23 protein-coding genes are annotated in these 23,191 nt (G+C 53.7%); 12 read left to right on the forward strand and 11 right to left on the reverse strand.

Translation table 11 applies throughout. The annotated features are described in order from the left end of the window. Positions 1 to 1,458, forward strand: coding sequence for an NADH-quinone oxidoreductase subunit NuoN (nuoN, locus tag G8S19_RS07075; RefSeq protein WP_048211072.1), 1,458 nt, complete (start codon positions 1 to 3; stop codon positions 1,456 to 1,458). 58 nt (positions 1,459 to 1,516) lie between these two features. Here nuoN and G8S19_RS07080 read toward each other — a convergent pair whose 3' ends face one another. Then, the gene (locus tag G8S19_RS07080) at positions 1,517 to 2,521 is read right to left on the reverse strand and encodes a chemotaxis protein (RefSeq protein WP_048211073.1); all 1,005 of its coding nucleotides are present in this window, start codon (positions 2,519 to 2,521) and stop codon (positions 1,517 to 1,519) included. A gap of 64 nt (positions 2,522 to 2,585) precedes the next feature. Beyond that, positions 2,586 to 3,503 carry a ribonuclease BN gene (rbn, locus tag G8S19_RS07085; RefSeq protein WP_115601729.1) on the reverse strand — a complete coding sequence of 306 codons (918 nt, stop codon included), beginning with the start codon at positions 3,501 to 3,503 and terminating at the stop codon, positions 2,586 to 2,588. A gap of 67 nt (positions 3,504 to 3,570) precedes the next feature. Between rbn and G8S19_RS07090 the strand changes: the two genes are divergently transcribed. The 9 genes from G8S19_RS07090 to pmrD all read left to right on the forward strand — a co-directional run bounded on the left by G8S19_RS07090 (position 3,571) and on the right by pmrD (position 11,928). Next, entirely contained in the window at positions 3,571 to 4,032 is a 462-nt protein-coding gene (locus tag G8S19_RS07090) for a GNAT family N-acetyltransferase (RefSeq protein WP_048211075.1), read from the forward strand. A gap of 53 nt (positions 4,033 to 4,085) precedes the next feature. Beyond that, positions 4,086 to 4,391, forward strand: coding sequence for a stress response protein ElaB (gene elaB, locus G8S19_RS07095; RefSeq protein ID WP_005129450.1), 306 nt, complete (start codon positions 4,086 to 4,088; stop codon positions 4,389 to 4,391). A 94-nt stretch (positions 4,392 to 4,485) separates the two neighbouring features. Further along, positions 4,486 to 5,784: an isochorismate synthase MenF gene (menF, locus tag G8S19_RS07100; RefSeq protein ID WP_061068216.1), complete on the forward strand. Its 1,299-nt coding sequence runs from the start codon at positions 4,486 to 4,488 to the stop codon at positions 5,782 to 5,784. An 87-nt stretch (positions 5,785 to 5,871) separates the two neighbouring features. After that, positions 5,872 to 7,542 (forward strand): 2-succinyl-5-enolpyruvyl-6-hydroxy-3-cyclohexene-1-carboxylic-acid synthase, encoded by a 1,671-nt coding sequence (menD, locus tag G8S19_RS07105; protein WP_124021806.1) that lies wholly within the window; start codon positions 5,872 to 5,874, stop codon positions 7,540 to 7,542. Next, complete coding sequence (menH, locus tag G8S19_RS07110; RefSeq protein WP_124021805.1) at positions 7,539 to 8,297, forward strand: 2-succinyl-6-hydroxy-2,4-cyclohexadiene-1-carboxylate synthase; 759 nt, start codon at positions 7,539 to 7,541, stop codon at positions 8,295 to 8,297. Before menD ends, menH begins: the two co-directional genes overlap by 4 nt. Before the next feature lie 14 nt (positions 8,298 to 8,311). Then, positions 8,312 to 9,169 (forward strand): 1,4-dihydroxy-2-naphthoyl-CoA synthase, encoded by an 858-nt coding sequence (menB, locus tag G8S19_RS07115; RefSeq protein WP_124021804.1) that lies wholly within the window; start codon positions 8,312 to 8,314, stop codon positions 9,167 to 9,169. Then, a complete protein-coding gene (menC, locus tag G8S19_RS07120; RefSeq protein ID WP_124021803.1) occupies positions 9,169 to 10,131 on the forward strand; it encodes an o-succinylbenzoate synthase in 963 nt (320 codons plus the stop codon). Before menB ends, menC begins: the two co-directional genes overlap by 1 nt. Further along, entirely contained in the window at positions 10,128 to 11,558 is a 1,431-nt protein-coding gene (menE, locus tag G8S19_RS07125) for an o-succinylbenzoate--CoA ligase (protein ID WP_253686378.1), read from the forward strand. The genes menC and menE overlap by 4 nt, the downstream gene beginning before the upstream one ends. 106 nt (positions 11,559 to 11,664) lie before the next feature. Further along, positions 11,665 to 11,928, forward strand: a complete 264-nt coding sequence (gene pmrD / locus G8S19_RS07130; protein ID WP_101741524.1) for a signal transduction protein PmrD — start codon at positions 11,665 to 11,667, stop codon at positions 11,926 to 11,928. 2 nt (positions 11,929 to 11,930) lie between these two features. Here pmrD and arnF read toward each other — a convergent pair whose 3' ends face one another. The 8 genes from arnF to nudI form a co-directional block, all read right to left on the reverse strand. Continuing rightward, the gene (gene arnF, locus G8S19_RS07135) at positions 11,931 to 12,317 is read right to left on the reverse strand and encodes a 4-amino-4-deoxy-L-arabinose-phosphoundecaprenol flippase subunit ArnF (protein ID WP_048211084.1); all 387 of its coding nucleotides are present in this window, start codon (positions 12,315 to 12,317) and stop codon (positions 11,931 to 11,933) included. Further along, entirely contained in the window at positions 12,317 to 12,652 is a 336-nt protein-coding gene (gene arnE / locus G8S19_RS07140; protein ID WP_048211085.1) for a 4-amino-4-deoxy-L-arabinose-phosphoundecaprenol flippase subunit ArnE, read from the reverse strand. The genes arnF and arnE overlap by 1 nt, the downstream gene beginning before the upstream one ends. After that, on the reverse strand, positions 12,649 to 14,304 hold the full coding sequence (gene arnT, locus G8S19_RS07145) for a lipid IV(A) 4-amino-4-deoxy-L-arabinosyltransferase (protein ID WP_101741525.1): 1,656 nt from the start codon (positions 14,302 to 14,304) through the stop codon (positions 12,649 to 12,651). Before arnT ends, arnE begins: the two co-directional genes overlap by 4 nt. Further along, the gene (arnD, locus tag G8S19_RS07150; protein ID WP_253686380.1) at positions 14,301 to 15,203 is read right to left on the reverse strand and encodes a 4-deoxy-4-formamido-L-arabinose-phosphoundecaprenol deformylase; all 903 of its coding nucleotides are present in this window, start codon (positions 15,201 to 15,203) and stop codon (positions 14,301 to 14,303) included. Before arnD ends, arnT begins: the two co-directional genes overlap by 4 nt. Continuing rightward, positions 15,200 to 17,182, reverse strand: coding sequence for a bifunctional UDP-4-amino-4-deoxy-L-arabinose formyltransferase/UDP-glucuronic acid oxidase ArnA (gene arnA, locus G8S19_RS07155; RefSeq protein ID WP_124021801.1), 1,983 nt, complete (start codon positions 17,180 to 17,182; stop codon positions 15,200 to 15,202). Before arnA ends, arnD begins: the two co-directional genes overlap by 4 nt. Further along, positions 17,179 to 18,162 (reverse strand): undecaprenyl-phosphate 4-deoxy-4-formamido-L-arabinose transferase, encoded by a 984-nt coding sequence (gene arnC, locus G8S19_RS07160; RefSeq protein WP_101741528.1) that lies wholly within the window; start codon positions 18,160 to 18,162, stop codon positions 17,179 to 17,181. Before arnC ends, arnA begins: the two co-directional genes overlap by 4 nt. 5 nt (positions 18,163 to 18,167) lie before the next feature. Then, positions 18,168 to 19,304, reverse strand: coding sequence for a UDP-4-amino-4-deoxy-L-arabinose aminotransferase (gene arnB / locus G8S19_RS07165; RefSeq protein ID WP_253686382.1), 1,137 nt, complete (start codon positions 19,302 to 19,304; stop codon positions 18,168 to 18,170). Between the two features lie 284 nt (positions 19,305 to 19,588). After that, positions 19,589 to 20,014 carry a nucleoside triphosphatase NudI gene (nudI, locus tag G8S19_RS07170; protein WP_101741530.1) on the reverse strand — a complete coding sequence of 142 codons (426 nt, stop codon included), beginning with the start codon at positions 20,012 to 20,014 and terminating at the stop codon, positions 19,589 to 19,591. 318 nt (positions 20,015 to 20,332) lie between these two features. Between nudI and G8S19_RS07175 the strand changes: the two genes are divergently transcribed. Beyond that, positions 20,333 to 20,875, forward strand: coding sequence for a YfaZ family protein (locus G8S19_RS07175; protein WP_048211092.1), 543 nt, complete (start codon positions 20,333 to 20,335; stop codon positions 20,873 to 20,875). A gap of 79 nt (positions 20,876 to 20,954) precedes the next feature. Beyond that, a complete protein-coding gene (locus tag G8S19_RS07180; protein WP_048211093.1) occupies positions 20,955 to 22,151 on the forward strand; it encodes a nicotinamide mononucleotide deamidase-related protein YfaY in 1,197 nt (398 codons plus the stop codon). 38 nt (positions 22,152 to 22,189) lie between these two features. Here the strand turns inward: G8S19_RS07180 and G8S19_RS07185 are convergent, their stop codons facing one another. Next, positions 22,190 to 23,107, reverse strand: coding sequence for an Rpn family recombination-promoting nuclease/putative transposase (locus G8S19_RS07185; protein WP_124021798.1), 918 nt, complete (start codon positions 23,105 to 23,107; stop codon positions 22,190 to 22,192). Positions 23,108 to 23,191: the final 84 nt, after the last annotated feature.

The following is a 23,191-nucleotide window of genomic DNA, read 5'->3' on the forward strand; positions in this document are numbered from 1 at the left end:
ATGACAATAACTCCACAACACCTGATTGCGCTGCTACCGCTGCTGATCGTCGGCTTGACGGTGGTGGTTGTGATGCTCTCCATTGCGTGGCGACGCAATCACTTCCTCAATGCCACGTTGTCAGTCATTGGGCTTAACGCCGCGCTGGTTTCGCTCTGGTTTGTTGGCCAGGCGGGCGCCATGGACGTCACCCCGCTGATGCGGGTTGACGGTTTCGCCATGCTCTACACCGGGCTGGTGCTGCTGGCGAGTCTTGCCACCTGTACCTTCGCTTACCCGTGGCTGGAAGGCTACGACGACAACCGGGAAGAGTTCTACCTGCTGGTGCTGATTGCTGCGCTCGGCGGTATTCTGCTGGCTAACGCTAACCATCTGGCGGCGCTGTTCCTTGGTATTGAGCTTATCTCTCTGCCGCTGTTTGGCCTGGTCGGCTATGCGTTCCGTCAGAAACGTTCGCTGGAAGCCAGTATCAAATACACCATTCTGTCTGCCGCAGCGTCTTCCTTCCTGCTGTTCGGTATGGCGCTGGTGTACGCGCAGTCTGGGAATCTGTCGTTTGTCGCGCTCGGTAAGAGCCTCGGCGACGGCATGCTGAGCGAACCGCTGCTGCTGGCGGGCTTCGGTCTGATGATTGTTGGCCTCGGCTTCAAACTCTCGCTGGTTCCGTTCCACCTGTGGACGCCAGACGTCTACCAGGGTGCTCCGGCTCCGGTTTCCACCTTCCTGGCGACGGCGAGCAAAATCGCTATCTTCGGCGTGGTGATGCGTCTGTTCCTGTACGCGCCGGTTGGCGACAGCGAAGCGGTACGTATCGTGCTGGGCGTGATTGCCTTTGCTTCCATCATCTTTGGTAACCTGATGGCGCTGAGTCAGACCAATATCAAACGTCTGCTCGGTTACTCTTCCATCTCTCACCTCGGTTATCTGCTGGTGGCGCTGATTGCCCTGCAGAGCGGCGAGATGTCGATGGAAGCCGTTGGCGTTTATCTGGCTGGTTATCTGTTCAGCAGCCTTGGCGCGTTCGGTGTGGTCAGTCTGATGTCCAGCCCGTACCGTGGTCCGGATGCGGATTCTCTGTTCTCCTATCGCGGCCTGTTCTGGCATCGTCCGATCCTCGCGGCAGTGATGACAGTGATGATGCTGTCTCTGGCGGGTATCCCGATGACGCTGGGCTTTATCGGTAAATTCTACGTACTGGCTGTCGGTGTGCAGGCTAACCTGTGGTGGCTGGTTGCTGCCGTGGTGGTCGGTTCGGCGATTGGTTTGTACTACTACCTGCGCGTTGCTGTGAGCCTGTATCTGAGCGCACCGCAGCAACTGAACCGTGATGCGCCGTCTAACTGGCAGTACAGCGCGGGCGGTATCGTAGTGCTGATCTCTGCACTGCTGGTGCTGGTGCTGGGTATCTACCCGCAACCGCTGATCAGTATCGTGCAACTGGCGGCGCCGCTGATGTAAGCGACACGTTGGAATAAAAAAACCCGCCTCGGCGGGTTTTTTTATGGGGGCAAGGCTATCAGGCGGAAAGCTGACGGCTCACCAAAGGACCACTAACATCTTTTGCTGCGCGCTCCATCACTTCCTGAATCACAGAAGATAATTCGTTGACCTCGAATTTTGCCACGTAACCATCGGCCTTAACCCGGCGGACGTGATCTTCGTTGGCGCTACCGGAAAGTGAAGAGTGGATGACGACCGGGATCTTCTTCAGACGTTCGTCGGTTTTTATCTTACGGGTCAGCGTAAAACCATCCATCTCCGGCATTTCCAGATCGGTAAGCACCAGGGCAATCTTCTCGCTGATTGGCTTACCTTCCGCTTGCGCTTCTTCAGATAGCTGCTGAATTTTTTCCCATGCATCTTTGCCGGTGACATGCATCAGATGCGGAATTTCCATGGCGTTAAGTCCTTTCTCCAGCATCGCCCTGGCAACTTTGGAGTCTTCCGCAACAATGGCCACCGCACCCGGCGTGATAGTGAATTTGCTGGTTTTTAGGTCGGTTGCACGTAAATCGTGGTTGGACGGCACAATGTCATACAGGATCTGTTCGACATCAAGCACCAGCGCCAAATTGTTGGTTTCTTTGTCGTCGTCCAGACAAGCAATACTGGTGATGTAGCGACCATTAACAGCTTTCTCAGCAGTGTGCACCTGTTGCCAGTCGAGACGCATAATGTTCTCTACTGACTCCACCGCAAAGGCCTGTACGCTGCGGGCGTACTCTGTGATCAACAGGATATTAAGCCCGGTTTCGGGTTTACACCCGGCGACAGCAGGCAGGTCGATCACCGGGATCACCTGGTCCCGGATATTCACCATGCCTAACAACGGAGCCTTCATGCCGGCAGGGCGTGTAAAGGTCGGCATCGGTACGATTTCACGCAGTTTGAATACGTTGATGCCAAACAGCTCTGATTTCTGCTCCTCAACGGATTTGCCAAGGCGAAACAGCAGCAGTTCAAAACGGTTAGACAGGGTTAGGTTTGTCCTGTCATCAATATCTTTCTGGAAATTGTTCATCCTGTCCTCAGTGTGAAAGCCAGCCTTTCCACTGTTATCGGCACTGAGGCGGAAAAATGGAGCACTAAACGGTGAAAATGGCGAAATCGTGAGCCAGTTCCGTGTCTGGAAAAATCGCTCTGCACTCTTCAAGTAACCGCTGGCAGCCTTTTGCATCGTAGCGTGAGCTGACGTGGGTCATGATGAGTCTGCCCACACCGGCGTCCCGTGCCAGCTGTGCGGCCTGCCGGGTGGAGCTATGCCCGCGGCTGTTGGCTTTTTCCTCCATTGAGGCGTCCAGCGTGGTTTCATGTACCATCACGTCCACCCCTTTTGCCAATTTGATAGCGCTCGCACAGGGCCCGGTATCACCGAAAATAGCCACGGATTTCCCTCGGGTTGCCGGGGAGAGGAAATCGGCACCGTTAATCGCGCGACCGTCTTCCAGTACGATGGTTTTCCCGGCTTTCAAATCCTGAAACCACGGGCCCGCTTTAACGCCTGCCGCCTTCAGGGCGCTGGCATTAAGCGCGCCGGGTTTGTCGTGTTCTTCAACACGAAAACCGTAGCACTCCAGTGGATGTTCCAGTCGAAACGCAGTCACTTTGCGCAGGCCGTCATCCACAACCTCACCGGCGGTAATTTCTACAATATCCAGCGGGTAATCGGTCCAGGAGCCGCTCAGACGTAAAGCGGTTTCGGTAAACTCTCGCAACCCCTTGGGTCCGTAGAGCGTTAGCGGCTGGACGTTCCCGGCCATTGAACGACTGCACAGTAGCCCCGGTAAACCAAACAGGTGGTCGCCGTGTAAATGGCTGATAAAAATACGATCGAGTTTTCCCGGATTAAATGGCGTGCTAAGCATTTGATGCTGCGTCCCTTCGCCGCAATCAAAAAGCCACAAACCTGCCTGAGTCGGGTGTTGCAGATTCAGTAATATTGCCGTTACATTGCGAGAGCGTGTGGGAACTCCCGCTGACGTACCTAAAAATAGTAATTCCATCTTTACGTTACACTTTTCGCCATCAATGAGGCAGGGTGTTCAGGTTATCACAACAAAGGGGCAGACAATGATCCACTGGCAAGATCTCCATCATGCAAAGCTGAGTGTTCAGGAGCTGTATGCCATTCTTCAGCTTCGCTGTTCGGTATTCGTTGTTGAGCAACAATGTCCGTATCAGGACGTGGATGGCGACGACTTAGTCGGCGAAAACCGTCACATTCTGGGATGGCATAACGATGAACTGGTGGCGTATGCGAGGATTCTGAAAAGTGACGATGATCTGGAGCCGGTAGTAATTGGCCGGGTGATTGTCAGCGAAGCGCTGCGCGGTGAAAAACTGGGGCAGCAGTTAATGACGCAAACACTGGCATCCTGTGCGCAGCATTGGCCGCATAAGGCGTTATACCTGGGGGCTCAGGCACATCTGCAATCGTTTTATGCGAGATTTGGGTTTGTTCCAGTCACGGAAGTCTATGACGAAGACGGGATTCCACACATCGGCATGGCGCGTGAGGGGCATCAAGCGTAAACAGCCCCTGTCGTCTATAGTTAGCGGGTACGTCAATAGAAAGGGAGAATACAATGTCTTTTCATTCTTACGAGTCACGTATTGATGACGATTTGGAATTGTTGAGCGAAACGCTGGAAGAAGTGCTACGTTCTTCCGGCGATCCTGCCGACCAAAAATACCTTGAGTTGAAAGCGCGGGCTGAGCAGGCGTTAGAAGAGGTGAGAAATCGCGTTAGTCACGCCTCTGACAGTTACTATTATCGTGCAAAGCAGGCTGTTTGCCGGGCAGATGACTACGTACACGAAAAACCCTGGCGTGGGATCGGCGTGGGGGCGACAGTCGGTTTAGTGATGGGATTATTGCTGGCACGGCGATAAATACAGCGCTGTCATCGCACTCCCTATACGGGGGTACTGCTTTTTCTGCTCAGTACCCCGTATAATGTGAGGTTTTTAACAGGGAGAGGTCCGCGTGCATTCAATCACTACTGCGCTGGAAAGTTTGATGCGTCATTTGTCGCAAGAGATACCAGCCGCACCTGGAATTCGTATTTACGATATACCTTTCCCTCTGAATGATGCGTTTGACGCTTTAGGATGGCTGGCCAGCCAGCCCGTCTGGCCTCAGTTTTACTGGCAGCAACGTAACGGTGACGAAGAGGCTGCCGTACTGGGAGCCGTCGCCGCATTTTCCTCACTGGAATCTGCCCAACGGTTTTTACGCCAACATGATAATTACCCCGAACTGCGCGTCTGGGGCCTGAATGCGTTTGAGCCGCAGCGCGGTAATTTATTACTGCCGCGACTGGAATGGCGACGCTGTGCCGGGGTTGCGACCTTACGACTACACCTGTATAGCGACGTGTCGTTGCGTGAAGATGCCGCGCAGGCCGCTGCGTTTATTTCAGCGCTGGCGCAGGTAAAACCGCTTCCCGCACTGCGCCTGAATTTAACCGGTGAACAACACTGGCCAGATAAAGCAGGCTGGACGCGCCTTATTGAGCTTGCCACGCAAACTATTGCCGGGGAAGAACTCGACAAAGTGGTGCTGGCGCGTGCGACCGATTTACAGTTTTCTCAGCCAGTTAATGCCGCGGCGGTTATGGCCTCCAGCCGTCGTTTAAATCTCAACTGTTACCACTTCTATATGGCGTTTTCCGCCGAATCTGCTTTTCTTGGCTCTTCCCCTGAACGTCTGTATCGGCGGCGTGACACGGCACTGCGCACTGAGGCGCTGGCCGGAACCGTTGCCAATCACCCTGACGATCATCGCGCCTGGCAGTTGGGTGAATGGCTGATGAAGGACGATAAAAATCAGCGTGAGAACATGTTGGTAGTGGAAGATATTTGCCAACGGCTGCAGAACTGTACGCAAACCCTAGATGTCCTGCCGCCGCAGGTACTCAGGCTGCGCAAAGTACAGCATCTGCGCCGCTGTATCTGGACTGCGCTCAATCAGGCGGATGATACGCTCTGTCTGGTACAGCTACAGCCTACTGCGGCCGTAGCGGGTATTCCACGCGAGCTGGCGCGCGAATTTATCCAACATAATGAACCCTTTGAACGTGAGTGGTATGCCGGTTCTGCGGGTTATCTTTCACTGCGTCAGAGCGAGTTTTGCGTGTCATTACGTTCAGCGAAAATTAGCGCAAATGTCGTCCGTCTGTATGCCGGGGCGGGGATCGTGCGCGGTTCCGATCCTGAGCAAGAATGGCAAGAAATAGATAATAAAGCGGCAGGGTTACGTACTTTATTACAGATGGAAGGATAATGATTTCGTGTATATTCCCGATTCATATCAAAAATCCATTTATTCGATTCTTTATACTGTGTCGCAATATTGATACCGGACAATCTCATGTCAGTAAGCGCATTTAACCGACGCTGGGCGGCGGTCATTCTGGAAGCTCTCACTCGCCACGGCGTCAGGCATGTCTGTATTGCCCCTGGCTCTCGTTCGACGCCGTTGACTTTAGCGGCAGCGGAAAACCCCGCTTTTATCCACCATACTCATTTTGATGAGCGTGGGCTTGGGCATCTGGCCTTAGGTCTGGCAAAAGTCAGCAGGCAACCTGTTGCCGTGATTGTGACGTCCGGTACAGCGGTGGCGAATTTGTATCCCGCGTTGATTGAAGCGGGCCTGACCGGTGAAAAACTGATTTTACTCACGGCTGACCGACCGCCTGAGCTTATCGATTGTGGCGCTAACCAGGCGATTCGTCAGGCCGGTATGTTTGCCTCGCATCCGTCGCAAACGCTCTCTTTACCGCGTCCGACGCAGGACATTCCCGCAAGCTGGCTGGTGTCTACCATCGATAACGCCTTAGCCGCGCTACATAGCGGGGCGGTGCATATCAATTGCCCATTTGCGGAACCGCTGTATGGTGACATGGATGAAACAGGGGTTGCCTGGCAGCAGCGTCTTGGTGACTGGTGGCAGGATGACAAGCCCTGGCTGCGTGAAGCGCGTCGGCTGGAAAGCGACAAACAGCGTGACTGGTTTTTCTGGCGGCAAAAACGTGGCGTGGTACTTGCCGGGCGCATGAGCGCCGAAGACGGCAAGAAAGTTGCGCTCTGGGCGCAGACGTTAGGTTGGCCGTTGATTGGCGATGTTCTGTCGCAAACCGGACAACCGTTGCCGTGTGCCGATTTGTGGCTCGGGAATTCGAAAGCGGTGGCAGAGTTACAGCAGGCGCAGATTGTGGTGCAGCTTGGCAGCAGCCTGACCGGAAAACGACTCCTGCAATGGCAGGCCAGCTGCGATCCGCAGGAATACTGGATCGTTGATAATATCGAAGGCCGCCTCGATCCGGCTCACCATCGTGGACGCAGGCTGGTCGCCAAGGTTGGCGACTGGCTGGAGCTGCATCCGGCGGAGAAACGCCAGCCCTGGTGTGTGGAGATCCCGCGGCTGGCGAAACAGGCATGGCAGGCGGTAGAAGCCCGCCGTGATACGTTTGGCGAAGCACAGCTGGCACACCGTATTCACGAGTATCTGCCAGAGCAGGGACAGCTGTTTGTGGGCAACAGCCTGGTGGTGCGCCTGATTGATGCGTTGTCGCAGCTTCCGGCTGGTTACCCGGTCTATAGCAATCGTGGCGCGAGCGGCATTGACGGCCTGCTGTCAACCGCAGCTGGCGTACAGCGCGCCAGCGCAAAATCGACGCTGGCTATCGTCGGCGATTTATCTGCATTGTATGACCTGAATGCGCTGGCATTATTGCGTCAGGTTTCCGCACCGTTTGTCCTGATCGTGGTTAATAATAACGGCGGACAAATTTTTTCCCTGCTGCCGACGCCAGCAAGCGAACGTGAACGGTTCTACCTGATGCCGCAGAACGTCCATTTTGAGCATGCTGCCGCCATGTTTGACCTCAAATATCACCGCCCGGAGAACTGGGCGCAACTGGAGAGCGCGCTGACGAATGCCTGGCGTACTCCGGTGGCAACGGTGATTGAGCTGGTAGTGAATGAAACTGACGGGGCGCAAACCCTGCAGCAATTGCTGGCGCAGGTAAGTCATCTATGATCCTGCACGCGCAGGCGAACACGGGTCAGGTGGATTTTCCCTGGCTGGTTTTCCTGCACGGATTTTCCGGTGATTGCCGGGAATGGCAGGCGGTCGGTGAAGCATTCCCGGAGTTTTCGCGGTTGTATATCGACCTGCCTGGCCACGGCGGTTCTGCTGACATCAGCGTGAGCGGATTCGATGACGTCAGCGATTTGTTGCGTAATACGCTGCTTAGTTACAACATACTTAACTATTGGCTGGTGGGATACTCTTTAGGCGGCAGAGTCGCGATGATGGCTGCCTGTCAGGCGTTGCCCGGACTGTGTGGTCTGGTGGTTGAAGGTGGGCATCCAGGGCTGCAAAGTGAAAATGAACGCACCCAGCGTCGTCTCTCGGATGGCCGCTGGGCCGCGCGTTTTCGTACTGAGCCGCTGCGCGAGGTGTTTAATGACTGGTATCAACAGCCGGTCTTTTCCTCACTGAATGTCGCGCAAAGAGAGGCGCTGGTCGATATGCGTAGCCAGAATAACGGGCAAACGCTGGCGGCAATGCTGGAGGCCACCTCGCTTGCCGTACAACCTGATTTACGTGCGCAACTCACTACGCGCACATTTCCGTTTTATTATTTATGTGGTGAACGTGACGATAAATTCCGCGCTCTGGCGGCGGAAATATCCGTACCGAACCATGTGATTCGTAACGCCGGACACAACGCGCATCGGGAGAATCCCGCTGGCGTGGTGGACTGTCTGGCTCAGATTCTGCGTCGCTGACTATAGGACATTTTATGATCTATCCTGATGAAACAATGCTTTACGCACCGGTAGAATGGAACGATTGCTCTGAAGGCTACACCGACATTCGCTATGAGAAATCCACCGACGGTATCGCAAAAATCACCATTAATCGTCCGCAGGTACGCAATGCCTTCCGTCCGGTCACCGTGAAAGAGATGATCCAGGCGCTGGCGGATGCGCGCTATGACGACAATATCGGCGTGATTATTCTGACCGGTGCGGGCGATAAAGCGTTCTGTGCAGGCGGCGATCAGAAGGTACGTGGCGATTACGGCGGATACCAGGATGACTCCGGCGTGCATCATCTGAACGTACTGGACTTCCAACGCCAGATTCGTACCTGTCCGAAACCGGTCGTGGCGATGGTGGCAGGGTATTCCATCGGCGGTGGTCATGTGCTGCACATGATGTGTGACCTGACCATTGCGGCTGAAAACGCCATCTTTGGTCAGACCGGGCCGAAAGTCGGTTCCTTCGACGGCGGGTGGGGCGCGTCCTACATGGCGCGCATCGTCGGTCAGAAAAAAGCACGTGAAATCTGGTTCCTGTGCCGTCAGTACGATGCAAAACAAGCGCTGGATATGGGCCTGGTAAACACTGTCGTTCCGCTGGTCGATCTGGAAAAAGAGACCGTGCGCTGGTGTCGTGAAATGCTGCAAAACAGCCCGATGGCGCTGCGCTGCCTGAAAGCTGCGCTGAACGCCGACTGCGATGGTCAGGCGGGTCTGCAGGAGCTGGCGGGTAACGCCACGATGCTGTTCTACATGACGGAAGAAGGTCAGGAAGGCCGTAACGCCTTTAACCAGAAACGCCAGCCTGACTTCAGCAAATTCAAACGGAATCCGTAATGCGTAGCGCGCAGGTATACCGCTGGCAGATCCCCATGGACGCGGGGGTGATTCTGCGCGACAGGCGGTTAAAAACGCGTGACGGGCTGTACGTTTGTCTTCGTGACGGCGAGCGCGAAGGGTGGGGAGAGATCTCCCCGCTGCCGGGCTTCAGTCAGGAAAGCTGGGAAGAGGCGCAAACTGAGCTGCTGGCCTGGGTGAAGGGTTGGCTACAGGGCGATGCTTCCTTACCGCAAATGCCTTCGGTCGCCTTTGGCGCAAGCTGCGCGCTGGCCGAACTGGCAGGCACTCTGCCAGAGGCGGCGGACTACCGTGCTGCGCCGCTGTGTACGGGCGATCCTGACGATCTGGTGCTGCAACTGGCGGACATGCCGGGCGAAAAAGTGGCGAAGATTAAGGTCGGTCTGTATGAAGCGGTTCGCGACGGCATGGTAGCCAATCTGTTACTGGAGGCGATCCCGGAACTGCACCTGCGGCTTGATGCCAATCGTGCCTGGACGCCGCTGAAAGCCCAGCAGTTTGCGAAATATGTCAATCCTGAGTATCGCGGGCGCATTGCCTTCCTCGAAGAGCCGTGTAAAACCCGTGATGATTCCCGCGCGTTCTCGCGTGAAACAGGGATTGCCATTGCCTGGGATGAAAGTCTGCGTGAAGCGGATTTCACCTTCGAAGCCGAAGAGGGCGTGAAGGCAGTCGTCATCAAGCCTACGCTGACGGGTAGCCTCGACAAGGTGCGTGAGCAGGTTGCCGCCGCACACGCGATAGGTCTCACCGCCGTGATCAGCTCCTCTATCGAATCGAGCCTGGGCTTAACCCAGCTGGCGCGCATTGCTGCCTGGTTGACGCCACAGACTATCCCTGGTCTGGATACGCTCAGCCTGATGCAGTGCCAGCAGGTACGCGCGTGGCCTGGCAGTACGTTGCCGTGCATTGAGATTGATGCGCTGGAACGCCTGCTATGACCCAGCGGGAAATGCCCGATGGCGCAAGCGCATCGGGCCTGGAACGGTTGTCCGATACGCCTGATTTTACTGACTGGCCGTGGCGTCACTGGCGACAGGCTCGTACTGACGCGCCAGCCTTACGCCTCAACGATGAGGTGTTACGCTGGAGCGAACTCTGTACGCGAGTCGATCGTCTGGCAAGCGGCTTTGCGGCTCAAGGGGTGGGAGAGGGCGATGGCATATTGCTCCGCGCCTGGAATCATCCCCGTCCGCTGCTGGCATGGCTGGCACTGTTGCAGTGTGGGGCGCGGGTTTTACCTGTGAACCCACAGTTGCCTCAGTCGCTGCTTGATGCGCTGGTCCCGGAGTTAACGCTGCGTTTTGCGCTGGATCTGGAAGGCGAAAGTCCGCTCCCGGGGTTGGCACCGCTGCGGATGCTGGAACAGTCTGGCGAGCATGCTGCCGTCTGGTTGCCTCAGCGCTTGAGCACAATGACGTTAACTTCCGGCTCAACCGGACTGCCTAAAGCAGCGGTACATACCTGTCAGGCGCATTTGGCGAGTGCGCAGGGTGTGCTGTCACTGATGCCATTTGGCGAAGACGATGACTGGCTGCTCTCGCTACCGTTATTTCACGTTTCCGGCCAGGGGATTATGTGGCGCTGGTTGTTTGCGGGCGCGCGTATGACCGTGCGCGATAAGCAGCCGTTAGAGCAGATGCTGGCGGGTTGTACCCATGCTTCGCTGGTTCCCACGCAGCTTTGGCGACTGTTGGTCAATCACACACCGGTATCGCTAAAGGCCGTGTTGCTGGGCGGTGCCGCGATTCCTGTTGAATTGACTGAACAAGCGCGTGAGCAGGGTATTCGCTGCTGGTGTGGTTACGGGTTAACGGAATTTGCCTCCACGGTGTGTGCGAAAGAGGCCGATGGTAAGGCGGATGTCGGCTCTGCACTACCAGGCAGAGAAGTCAGGATTGTTGATGATGAAGTCTGGCTTCGTGCCGCCAGCATGGCGCAAGGGTACTGGCGCAACGGACAGCTTTATCCACTGGTTAATGCGCAAGGCTGGTTTGCCACCCGCGATCGCGGCGTGTTAAAGGATGGCAAGCTAACCATAGTCGGGCGTATGGACAATCTGTTCTTTAGCGGTGGAGAAGGGATCCAACCGGAAGAGGTGGAGCGCGTTATTGTATCGCATCCCCATGTTCTGCAAGCTTTTATTGTTCCAATAGAAGATGAAGAGTTTGGCCACCGCCCCGTTGCGGTTGTGGAGTACGATACTGAAGCCGGAAGAATTGATCTGGCAGAATGGGTGAAAGATAAGCTGGCACGTTTCCAGCAACCCGTTCGTTGGCTAACCTTACCCGCAGAATTAAAAAGCGGTGGTATTAAGGTTTCTCGCCGGGCGCTGCTGGAGTGGGTCCGTACCCGCGGTAAAGCTTAAGAAAACATTAAATTTATCTCGCATAATTGCCATTCCCTGGCCATTGTCCTTTGGTTTATCTGCTAAAGTGTAACCTGGTGTGAAAATCATTAGCAAAAGGTGCGCTATGGAATGGCATGTGAAGAAGTCTTGCTGTAACCAAAAAGCAGGGAGGCTCTATATTATACTTTGTGATAGCGGTGGTTCGTTGAAAATGTTGGCTGAAGCGCAAGCCAGCGAGCGTGTAAAAGCAGGCGATCTCCTGTCACCGTTAAAAGATGCCCAGTATTGTATTAACCGTGACGCATCGCGAGTGATTAAAATCATTGATGCCAGACAGTATCTCGCCGAAGAATGGGAGCGTCTGCGACAACTGTCTGACGATAAATGATCTCAGGGCGTGTGTTGGCGGGCAGGTAAGAATATGGTCATTAATCCCGCCATAATACACAGCACACCCACCAGGGCTTTTACTGAAAAGGTTCCTTGCCAGCCCGGTAAAATCATTGATGCGATCCACACCAGCACATAGCTGAGGCTGAGCAAGGCATAGGCTTTGCTCAGCGCGAGTTGATGCAGGGCTTTATGCCAGCACATCACTGACAGTAAATAACCTACCAGCCCACCATATAAGGCGAATGCGCTGCTGCTGGTTGCAAAAACGGCGGAGATAAACGCCAGCGGTTGCAGCATGGGCGGCAGATTATCCATCGCGTAACCCAGACTTAGCTGAGCAACCGACGTAATAATCACGCTACACAGCCCCCAAAAAATGCCCATTACACCGCGCTCCCAAGAATAAAGATGCCGGTGATGAGTAGCCCAACCCCCAGCCAGTGACGTGTTGTGACAGGTTCACGCCAGATTTTCCATGCCGCCAGCGTGACCCATACAAAGTTCAGGCTTAGCATCGGGTAGGCGATGCCGACGGGAATATTCTGCAATACTGCCAGCCAGAGCAGCATGGCCAGTCCCAGACAGGCCAGCGCCAGACCAATCCACTGCGCGATATAGCGTGTTCGCGCGTGGGCGGGTACCGGGCGGGTGGCCTGCTTCTGGCACAATTGCCCACAGACGCTGAGCAGGCTGGCAAAGACTAAGGTTAGCCAGATCATTTAGGCCTGTACTGAATCAAGACCAGGCGCCCCTGATTGTCGATATAGTCAGCGGGAGGAATGGCAAGCTGATTAATATCCTCATCCTTCGAAATTGACAGCACAAGCGTAATGATCCCTTCCTGACGATGTTGCGCCAACCAGCCGGCAAAGTCATCCCGGCTGACGAAGCGTCCCTGGGCATCCGGATAATTAAGGCCGTATTTTAACTCACCTGTTTGCCCGTACATGTTGATGTCATCGCGTTTCAGGCTCCAGGCCAGGCCAGCGGCAACGCCAACACTGTCGGTGAAAATATAACGGCTCGACTCCAGCGACTCTTTGGTCATCTCGACAAAAAACTGTGGCTGTTTGGATTCCATTACCCGGTCAGGTACTGAGAAGCCGAACAACAGCGCCAGTCCCAGCGGGCAGAGCGCTGCTAATTTCCAGTTTTTTTCACTGTTGTTAAGCGTATACCAGCCAAATAGCGTCCAGGTGATAAAGATACCCCATGAGCAAAACACTTTATACGTTTCGATATGCGACCAGACCGGTGTCTTCAACGGTCCGAGCGTGGACACGATAAATGTGGCGACAATACCAATAACACCGAACAGAATGTTGATCCAACCGTTGACGCGCAGGGCTGCAGAACCTTTTTCAGCAGCCTGCAAGCCAAACCGCGCGGTAAGGATTGCCAGCGGTGCGAAGCAGGAAAGAATATAGGTTGGCAACTTCCCTTTGGCGATACTGAAAAACAGGATCGGCATAATAATCCAGCTCAGCAGGTATAAGGCGCTACGTGGTACATCCCGTTCATGCCAGCCGGTTCGCAATGCGCCCGGTAGTAGCCCGAGCCAGGGTAAGGCGCCCGCCACGAAAACCGGTATGTAGTACCAGAATGGCGCTTTATGCTGGGCATCATCCTGCGCAAAACGCTGAATATGCTCAATCCAGAAAAAGTAGTGCCAGAAGTCGGGTTCGCGTTGCGCAATCGCCAGCCCCCACGGCAGGACAATGGCAATACAGCTGATAATCGACAGCAGGCCGTAAATAAAGATCTCTTTCCAGCGCTTTTGCACGAAAACCCATGGCAACACGCTGAGGACGGGGACAGCGAGCGCGAGAAAGCCTTTGGTCATCACGCCCATGCCGCAGGTAAATCCTAACAGCAAAAAGGCGACAATTTTACGTGTTCTGGTGGTGGCTTGCATTCCCTCCCAAAAACAGCACATACCTGCCATCAGCCACAGCGCGATAATGGGATCAAGTACCGCATAGGTTCCGATACTGTAAACAGAGAAAAACGTTAGAAAGATGACGGCAGAGAGTAGGGCAGTACGTTTATCACGCCATAGCCGCATTGCCAGCCAGGCGACCAGGAGTGCAGTCAGTAGGGTTGCAAAAATAGCCCCCGCTCTGACGCCAAAGTTGTTTGCGCCAAATAACCATTGCCCGATACTGTTTAACCAGTATCCCGCGATAGGTTTTTCAAAATAGCGTAGTCCTAAAAAATGTGGGACGATCCAGTCGCCAGACGTCAGCATTTCCCGGCTGATTTCAGCATAGCGCGTTTCGTCGGGCTGCCAGAGCAGGCGGCTATTGATGGGTAAAATAAAATACAGTGCAATAAATGCGACAAATGCCAGGGCGTAACGTGCGGATTTCATGGTGTCACACTCGCGGGTTGCTGGCAGCCGAGCCATCCCTCTCTGCCGGGTATTTTGCCACGAACGATCTGGCCCGTTGGCAGTGTACTGATATCGTCTGGTAACAGTTCGCCCAGTGGACAAAACGTAATCCCGGCGTCGGCGGCACGAATGAGCAGTTCGTCAAATTGCTGCTGAAAAGCAATGCCTTCCACCTCTGCGTGAATCGTGTAGACCGGGGTGCCTTTGTCCCTCTGAATGCGGGAGAGAATATAGTCGTTGAAGTCCGCTGCCTGCACCTCCTGACCAACTACTTCATCCCATGTCGGTAGCGTGACCGGAATTTGTGGTGTCCCTATTTCTCCCGTTTCAAGTACAGGACGGAATAACGATGTCCCCCTGCAATCGCTGTTATAGCGCAGATGGAATGTTTCTTTCGCCTCGACGACGCGCGAGTCGGCACGCCAGCCAGCGACGGCAGAGCAGGTAACGGGTTGGCCGATGATTGTTTCGAGTGCATTAATACCCCGCGAAATATCATCAATCAGCTGTTTATCGTTCCAGTTGCCACTTCGTGATTGCCAGGCATGATGATCCCAGGCGTGTAAGCCTGTTTCGTGATACCGGGCAGCTTGCGAAATGATGGCCGCATTAGCCAGGCCAATTTCTTTTCCAGGCCAGGCGGTGCCGGCCAGTAAAATGTCCCACCCGTAGAGTGAGGCTGCGTTTGAGCGCAGCATCTTCCACAAAAATTGCGGCTTCACCAGACGCCAGAGATGGCGTCCCATGTTGTCGGGCCCGACGCTAAAAAAGAAACTAGCCCGAACGTTATGCCGGTTCAATGTCTCCAGCAGGCGGGGCACGCCTTCGCGTGTCCCCCTGAATGTATCGACATCTATGCGCAAGCCCACTTTGGTCATGATGTGTGTTCCGTGATGTCCACACTGCGTAAGAAGAAGTCCAGCGTCTCTTCAACCGTTTCTTGCATATCGATTGTTGGTTCCCAGTTCAGGCAACGTTTGGCGTTACGAATACTGGGTTTGCGGTGCTCAACGTCCTGGTAGCCTTTACCATAGTAGCTGCTACTCTCAACGTCGCGGAAACCAGCAAACGGCGGAAAGTGTTGGCGCAACGGATGTTTTTCGAAGCAGGAAAGGAGCATTTCAGCCAGTTCCTGAATACTTGCTTCGTTATCCGGGTTACCGATATTGATGATCTCGCCATCACAGCGCCCGCCGTCGTTTTCAATGATACGGAACAGGGCTTCGATACCGTCACGAATGTCGGTAAAGCAACGCTTCTGCTTGCCGCCTTCAATCAGCTTGATGGGGGAGCCTTCCACCAGATTCAGGATCAGTTGGGTAATGGCGCGTGAGCTGCCGATACGTGCGGCGTTCAGGCTGTCCAGACGCGGTCCCATCCAGTTAAATGGACGGAATAAGGTGAAACGCAGCCCTTCTTTTTCACCGTATGCCCAAATAACGCGATCCAGCAGTTGTTTAGAGACCGAGTAGATCCAGCGCGGTTTATTAACCGGGCCGACGATCAGGTTGGAGCTGTCTTCATCGAAGTCTTTATCGGTACACATACCGTAGACTTCAGATGTTGACGGGAAAATGATGCGTTTGCGGTACTTGACACAGTAACGAATAATTTTCAGGTTTTCTTCAAAATCGAGTTCGAAGACGCGCAGCGGGTTGCGGGTATATTCAATCGGTGTGGCAATGGCGACCAGTGGCAGCACGACGTCGCATTTTTTCACATGATATTCAATCCATTCGGAGTGAATGCTGATATCACCTTCCACAAAATGGAATCGTGGGTGTTGCAGAAAACGCTCAATCGCATCGCTGCCAATATCAAGCCCGTAGATTTCGTAGTTATCTTCGCGTAGCAGGCGTTCGGTCAGGTGGTTGCCAATAAAACCGTTAACGCCAAGGATCAACACGCGGGTACGACGTTTGCTGGCGGAAACGGGCTGGCTGTTGAGGCGAGAACCGGCAACCAGACCCAAAACTTGTGCCAGCTGTGAGCCCTGCATGGTAATGCCATCACCCGCTTGCCCGGTAATGATTTCGAGTGCGCCATCGGCACAGGCAATCAGCAATGGCGATACGGAGATAACCGTTCCCGGCAGCGCTGCAGATGTATTTGCACTCTGGCGCGATGACCAGATGGTGAATTTTTGCGTACCGGCATAGCTAAATGCACCTGGCCATGGATCGGACACGGCGCGAACCATGTTATGCAGTTGTGCGCAGGGTTTGTTCCAGTCGAGGAAACTGTCTTCCGGCGTACGGCGACCAAAACAGGTGGCGTCGGCTTCCTGTTGTGGGTACTCCTGAAAATCACCGGCTTTGATGGCTGGCAGCGCCTGTGCCAGTACCTCACGGGCAGACTGGCATAATTTATGATGCAGGGTTAACGCTACGTCATCGGGGGAAATGGTAATGCGTTGTTGGGCGACGATGGCACCGGCATCTGCGCGCTTGACCATGCGGTGCAGCGTCACGCCTGTTTCGGTTTCGCCATTGACTAATACCCAGTTCAGCGGTGCACGGCCACGATATTTGGGCAGTAATGAGCCGTGCAGATTAAAGGCTCCCGCAGGTGCAAGACGCAGGATCTCATCGCTGAGTAAATGGCGATAGTAGAATGAGAAGATCACATCGGGGGCGAGCTGGGCGATCCGCTCGATCCACAGCGGATGATTGACCTCGTCCGGAGCGTACACCGGAATACCTGCGCTGGCAGCGAGGCGGGAAACTGAGCCAAAAAACGCTTTTTCACCTGGGTTATCGGCGTGCGTAAAAATAGCAGCGATGTCATAACCTGCATCCAACAGGGCCTGAACCCCCTGACATCCCATATCGTGATAGGCAAATACGACGGCTTTCATGCGCGGTTTTCCTCAGTTGACTGCGTGGTTTGTGGACGGATAACGTGTTGAACAAAATAGCGAGGGCGTGCGCGGACATCGTTATAGATGCGACCGATATATTCGCCGAGTAATCCCATGCCAATGAATTGCGCGCCGATAAAGGTAAACAGCACGGCAAACAGCATAAACACACCTTCTGCCGCCCACTGCGGGCCGAGCGTCAGGCGAAGAACAACAAGCAGGACCGACAGGGTAAAGCCTGTGGCGGCAATGATGCTGCCCAGCAGGCTCAACATACGCAATGGCGTGGTGGTCAGGCAGGTTACCAGGTCATACATCAGGTTTATCAGACGCATGAAACTGTACTTAGAGTCGCCAAATTCACGTTCGGCATGGTGTACCGGGATTTCCGTGGCGCGGCGGGCAAAGATGTTAGCCAGGATCGGAATAAAGGTGCTACGCTCCTGGCAATGCAACATGGCATCGACGATGTGACGGCGATAGGCGCGCAGCATGCAGCCATAATCGCCCATGGCTTTACCGGTCGTGCGCTGAATCAGATGGTTGATCATCCGTGAGGCGGTCTTACGAAAGCGGCTGTCCTGGCGGTTCTGACGCACCGTTCCGACGACATCGAAGCCTTCTTTTGCCGTGGCAACCAGCCGCGGGATCTCCTCTGGCGGGTTTTGTAAATCAGCATCTAACGTGATGATCAGGTCGCCCGTGACGTGGCTGAAACCGGCCATAATCGCCGAGTGTTGCCCATAGTTTCGATTCAACAGAATAGAGACAATATGGCTGTTCGGTGCCTGGGAGGCGTCCATCATCAGTTGAGCCGAATTGTCACTGCTACCGTCGTCAATGAGCAGGATTTCATATTCAGTATCCAGTTTTTCGCAGGCGGCGCTGGTGCGCCTGATTAATTCTGGCAGGCTTTCCTGTTCGTTAAAAACGGGAATGACCACCGAGACTTTACTAATCGGTGTGGCTTCAAACATGCTTATTATCCTGCAATCTGGCGAAGTGCCGTAATGACGCGTTGTGTGTCATCGTCGGTCATGTCGGGAAATAGCGGCAGTGAACATATGCGTGCGCTATTCCATTCGGTATTAGGCAAAGAAAGATCGGTGAAACGTTCGCGATAATATTTCTGCGTGTGGGCCGCGCGAAAATGCAGGCCTGTGCCAATATTTCTGGCCTTTAGTGCTTCCATCAGAGCATCTCTGCTCAGCCCGCAGCGGGCTTCATCCACGCGAATGATGAACAAATGCCAGGCGTGCACATGTGACCACTGAGGCAGGGTGAGCGGTTGAAACGGCGTATCGGCCAGCGCCTGTTGATACTGCTGCGCAATTTGCGCACGGCGTGCGTTCAGACGAGCCAGCTTGTTCAACTGTACCAGGGCGATGGCAGCGTTGATATCAGTCAGGTTGTACTTATATCCCGGCGCGAGAACTTCAGCTTGCGGCGCGCGGCCATAGGTTTGACGGTCATACGCATCTACACCCAGGCCGTGAAATTTGAGGCTGCGAAGCCGTTGAGCGAGCTGGCTGTCGTCAGTAACAATCAGTCCACCCTCAGCACAGGTCACATTCTTGATAGCGTGAAAGGAAAATATTGCGGTACCACGAGCACCGACATGACGACCCTTGTATAACGTTCCGACGGCGTGTGCTGCGTCTTCAATAACAGGGATTCCATAGCGTTCACCGATGGCGTAAATGGCATCAAGATCGGCTGGGACCCCGGCATAATGCACGGGAATAATAGCTTTGGTTCGTGGTGTGATAGCGGCTTCAATTTGTTCGGGGGTCACCATCAGCGTATCGCGGTCAACATCGATCATAACCGGTGTGGCGCCCAGCAGGACAATCATGTTGAGTGTAGATACCCACGTCATCGACGGGGTGATCACTTCATCGCCTTCACCCACACCCAGCGCCATTAGCGTAATGTGCATACCTGCCGTCGCGGAACAGACGGCAACGGCGTTTTGGTTTCCTGTGAGCTGGCAGAAAGCGTCTTCCAACTGCTGATTTTTAGGACCCGTGGTTATCCACCCTGAATCCAGAACCGCCTTAACTGCGGCAAGTTCTTCATCACCCATTGCCGGACGGGAGAAAGGCAAAAAGTCAGACATCATTATTCCTTCAAGCCATTTAACGCCACCGCAGTTTTATTTTTAGTGATAAACAGGGGCATCGTTAATTATTTCATCAGGCCACAAAGGTTAAAGACTGAAGGTTAATTTATCCTTAAGAGTTTAAGGTTTGGGGTATAAAGATAAAAACAGGGAGGGGTGATTTATTTATTTGAATATAAAGTATTTTTAGTCGTTATGGCGGCGTTGGTCTCTGTTGCTGAATGCAGAGAACAATACCGCTATTGTGAACATCGTTTATATTACGTTTAAACTCGTGGGATTTACAGTAACCCTTTCAAGGTCAACGTTTTACGCGTGGCGATATTTAAGTCGTAGGTGCCAAGATCTTCCGCTTTAACCCAGGCGAAGTCCTGGAACTCTTCGTTAATGTTCACTTCACGATTAGCCGCCACACAATCGAAGATGAGATAAATCATATAAATATCTTCCTGACTGCCATCGGCATAGGTTTTGGTCCGAATATCATCGCTGAAGGTCCACGGAGTAATTTCTGATAATACCAGTTGTTCACCCAACTCTTCCCTCACTTCCCGACGCAAAGCCTCTTCGATGCGCTCACCTGGCTCAACGCCGCCGCCAGACAGCGCCCACTGACCAGGGAAAACACCGCGATCGTCGGCCATTTTGCACAGTAAAAAACAGCCTTCATTTTGAATGAGTGGGCAAACAATCGTTCTTTGACGCATAAGTCTGTTCCTTGTAGGGGAGGGGCGGAGGAGTCCATTGTTAACACATCTTACCTTTTGCAGGCGACAGAAAAAACGCTTCATTGCTGTTTAAGCCAGCTTTGCCGGGGAAGATGACGTTGTCTGTTGAAAACGGCAATCAGGTGCCTTTTATCGTCTATTTCGGGTAAGAACTTAACCTTACTGAAACATTGCGGGTAGTATTTAGTTACAATATGTCATTGCATCGCTTTTTTAGCTCATTGATTCCTCGCCATCTGGCAGTACAATCCAGCGGTTTTGGGGCTATGTTTTGATTCTTGCTGGAAAGGATAGAAAATGAAAAAAAGTTTATTACTGGGTTTTGCCGGAATGCTGTTTGTTTCTGCGTCGGCGAATGCGATTAGCATTAGCGGTCAGGCAGGCGAAGATTACACCAACCTCGGTTTCGGTATGGGTACTGAGTCCACTGGACTGGCTGTTAGCGGCAACTGGATGCATAACGATGACGACGGTGATGTTGCAGGGCTTGGCCTTGGTCTGAATATCCCTCTGGGTCCGTTGCTGGCAACAGTCGGTGGGAAAGGTATCTATACCAACCCGAAAGACGGTGATGAAGGCTACGCGGCAGCTGTCGGTGGTGGTTTACAGTGGCCGATTGGCGACAGTTTCCGTCTGTTTGGTGAATACTACTACTCCCCGGATTCACTCTCCAGCGGGATCGACAGCTACGAAGAAGCAAATGCCGGTGCGCGCCTGACGATTATGCGTCCGCTGAGTATTGAAGCAGGTTACCGTTACCTGAATCTGGCGGGTAAAGATGGCAACCGCGATAACGCGATTGCTGACGGCCCATACATCGGGGTAAACGCCAGTTTCTAATCGACCAGGCGCGGCGTTCAGTCGCGCCTTCCCCCCTCCATGCGTTATAGTGTTTTCATCATAAAAGCAGGAGAACACGATGTTAAACGTGGAGATGCTATCCACCGGGGATGAAGTGTTGCACGGACAAATCGTCGACACTAATGCCGCCTGGCTGGCCGATTTTTTCTTTAATCAGGGATTACCGTTAACACGCCGCAATACAGTTGGCGACAATCTGAACGATTTGGTCGCTATTCTGCGTGAGCGTAGCGAACATGCTGATGTGCTGATCGTCAATGGCGGCTTAGGGCCGACCAGCGATGATTTGAGCGCACTGGCGGCGGCAACCGCAAAAGGTGAAGGGCTGGTGCTGCATGAAGCGTGGCTGGCCGAAATGGCGCGTTTTTTCCGTGAGCGGGGACGCGTCATGGCGCCGAGCAATCGCAAACAGGCTGAGCTTCCGGCCAGTGCGGAGTTTATTAATAATCCGGTCGGAACTGCCTGCGGGTTCGCCGTAAAGCTTAATCGCTGCCTGATGTTCTTTACGCCGGGTGTGCCGTCAGAATTTAAAGTCATGGTTGAACATGAGATCCTGCCGCGCCTGCGTGAGCGTTTTTCTCTCTCTCAACCCCCGCTATGCCTGCGCTTAACGACCTTTGGTCGTTCTGAAAGCGATCTGGCGCAGAGCCTGGATCCTTTGGTTTTACCGCCCGGGGTGACAATGGGCTATCGCTCGTCGATGCCGATTATCGAGCTGAAGTTAACCGGACCCGATTCCCAACGTGAAGCGATGCTGGCGCTATGGCCAGAGGTGAAACGCGTTGCTGGCCAGAATATGATTTTTGAAGGTACCGAAGGGTTACCTGCGCAAATTGCCCGTAAGCTCCAGGAGCGCCAGTACAGTCTGACGCTGAGCGAGCAATTTACCGGAGGCTTAATTGCCCTGCAGCTGTCTCGCGCCAGTGCCCCGTTGTTAGCGAGCGAGGTAGTGCCATCTCAGGAAGAAACGCTGGCGCAAACGGCACACTGGATAACCGAGCGACGCGGCAATCATTATGCCGAACTGGCGCTGGCGGTATCGGGTTTCGAAAACGAACATATTAACTTCGCACTGGCAACACCTGACGGCACGCATGCCTTGCGGGTGCGACTCAATGCAAATCGCTATAGTTTGGCTGTTCGTCAGGAGGTTTGCGCAATGATGGCGCTTAATATGCTGCGGCGTTGGCTAAATGGTCAGGATATCGCCGGGGAACACGGCTGGATCGATGTGGTGGAATTCCTGACGGTTTGATTAGTGGCAGGGAAGGTTACAAACCTTCCCTGTCTGACTCACGCTGTGACATCGTCTGGCAACAACCCGGTAATTAACTGAACCAAATCACGATCAATTCCTTGTTCCAGCATCATGCGAGCGATCCGTATTGCTTCTTCTTGCGTACCTTTTTGTACTCCTTGTTCCAACCCTTGTTGCAGCCCATCGTGGTGGCCTTCTTGTCTGAGTCTCTCTGCGATTGTCATCAGCCTCTCCTTGTTATGAGGGGAACGTTCGGCAACTTTATGGATAAATTCGTTGACGTGAGAAACGTCGCCGTACTGTAGCAGATAATTAAATAGCGTCTGTAGCTGGCTGTCATTAGCGGTGCTTGTAACTAATAACGAGACCAGTCGGTCTACTAATCCCATCAAATCGCGATCGCGGATATGTTTTTGCATCAATTCAAGCAACGCAACACGCCGATGTTGCGCGATTTCATCGTCAGGAATCACGGTAATGTCGACCAGCGGAAAAGCTTCTGAATAAAGTTGTCGCGCCAGTTGTGGGTTGTCAAATTCATCCAGCCAGTTGAGTGACCAGGGATAGGGACTTTGTTGACCGTGATAAAACAACATGGGGATCACCAGCGGCAGCGTTTTATTCCCGGCATCAAGATGATGCTGCATCGCAGCGGTGGCATAGCGCATCAGGCGGAATGCCATGTGCTGCACAGCTGTACTCTGATGTTCGATGACACAATAGATATAGCCATCACCTTCGTGGGTCTTTAGCGACCACAATATGTCGGAGTAGTACGCGCGGAGATCCTGTTCGATAAAACTGGTGGACTCCAGCTTCAGCGTTTGCAAATTGCAAATCTCACGTAATGTGACGGGGAGGTGAATCTCCAGAAAATCCCGGGCCATCTCAGGATAAGAAATGATCTTTTTAAAAACCGCATCATGCGGTGTGGATGTGGTGGGTTTAGCCATGGTAGTCCGTCACCAGAAAGAGAAGATGGCGTGACGGTATCCACTTTTCGCAAGCGCTGCATATGAGAAATTGATTCTTTGCGT

Origin of the sequence: Citrobacter sp. SX206 (assembly GCF_024181025.1) — a bacterium.
GTDB lineage: Bacteria > Pseudomonadota > Gammaproteobacteria > Enterobacterales > Enterobacteriaceae > Citrobacter > Citrobacter youngae.

Bases quoted from the DNA above. Each gene is read 5' to 3' on its own strand.
- nuoN (WP_048211072.1), top strand. From the start codon at position 1: ATGACAATAACTCCACAACACCTGATTGCGCTGCTACCGCTGCTGATC.
- G8S19_RS07080 (WP_048211073.1), bottom strand. From the start codon at position 2,521: ATGAACAATTTCCAGAAAGATATTGATGACAGGACAAACCTAACCCTG.
- rbn (WP_115601729.1), bottom strand. From the start codon at position 3,503: ATGGAATTACTATTTTTAGGTACGTCAGCGGGAGTTCCCACACGCTCT.
- G8S19_RS07090 (WP_048211075.1), top strand. From the start codon at position 3,571: ATGATCCACTGGCAAGATCTCCATCATGCAAAGCTGAGTGTTCAGGAG.
- elaB (WP_005129450.1), top strand. From the start codon at position 4,086: ATGTCTTTTCATTCTTACGAGTCACGTATTGATGACGATTTGGAATTG.
- menD (WP_124021806.1), top strand. From the start codon at position 5,872: ATGTCAGTAAGCGCATTTAACCGACGCTGGGCGGCGGTCATTCTGGAA.
- menH (WP_124021805.1), top strand. From the start codon at position 7,539: ATGATCCTGCACGCGCAGGCGAACACGGGTCAGGTGGATTTTCCCTGG.
- menB (WP_124021804.1), top strand. From the start codon at position 8,312: ATGATCTATCCTGATGAAACAATGCTTTACGCACCGGTAGAATGGAAC.
- menC (WP_124021803.1), top strand. From the start codon at position 9,169: ATGCGTAGCGCGCAGGTATACCGCTGGCAGATCCCCATGGACGCGGGG.
- menE (WP_253686378.1), top strand. From the start codon at position 10,128: ATGACCCAGCGGGAAATGCCCGATGGCGCAAGCGCATCGGGCCTGGAA.
- pmrD (WP_101741524.1), top strand. From the start codon at position 11,665: ATGGAATGGCATGTGAAGAAGTCTTGCTGTAACCAAAAAGCAGGGAGG.
- arnF (WP_048211084.1), bottom strand. From the start codon at position 12,317: ATGGGCATTTTTTGGGGGCTGTGTAGCGTGATTATTACGTCGGTTGCT.
- arnE (WP_048211085.1), bottom strand. From the start codon at position 12,652: ATGATCTGGCTAACCTTAGTCTTTGCCAGCCTGCTCAGCGTCTGTGGG.
- arnT (WP_101741525.1), bottom strand. From the start codon at position 14,304: ATGAAATCCGCACGTTACGCCCTGGCATTTGTCGCATTTATTGCACTG.
- arnD (WP_253686380.1), bottom strand. From the start codon at position 15,203: ATGACCAAAGTGGGCTTGCGCATAGATGTCGATACATTCAGGGGGACA.
- arnA (WP_124021801.1), bottom strand. From the start codon at position 17,182: ATGAAAGCCGTCGTATTTGCCTATCACGATATGGGATGTCAGGGGGTT.
- arnC (WP_101741528.1), bottom strand. From the start codon at position 18,162: ATGTTTGAAGCCACACCGATTAGTAAAGTCTCGGTGGTCATTCCCGTT.
- arnB (WP_253686382.1), bottom strand. From the start codon at position 19,304: ATGTCTGACTTTTTGCCTTTCTCCCGTCCGGCAATGGGTGATGAAGAA.
- nudI (WP_101741530.1), bottom strand. From the start codon at position 20,014: ATGCGTCAAAGAACGATTGTTTGCCCACTCATTCAAAATGAAGGCTGT.
- G8S19_RS07175 (WP_048211092.1), top strand. From the start codon at position 20,333: ATGAAAAAAAGTTTATTACTGGGTTTTGCCGGAATGCTGTTTGTTTCT.
- G8S19_RS07180 (WP_048211093.1), top strand. From the start codon at position 20,955: ATGTTAAACGTGGAGATGCTATCCACCGGGGATGAAGTGTTGCACGGA.
- G8S19_RS07185 (WP_124021798.1), bottom strand. From the start codon at position 23,107: ATGGCTAAACCCACCACATCCACACCGCATGATGCGGTTTTTAAAAAG.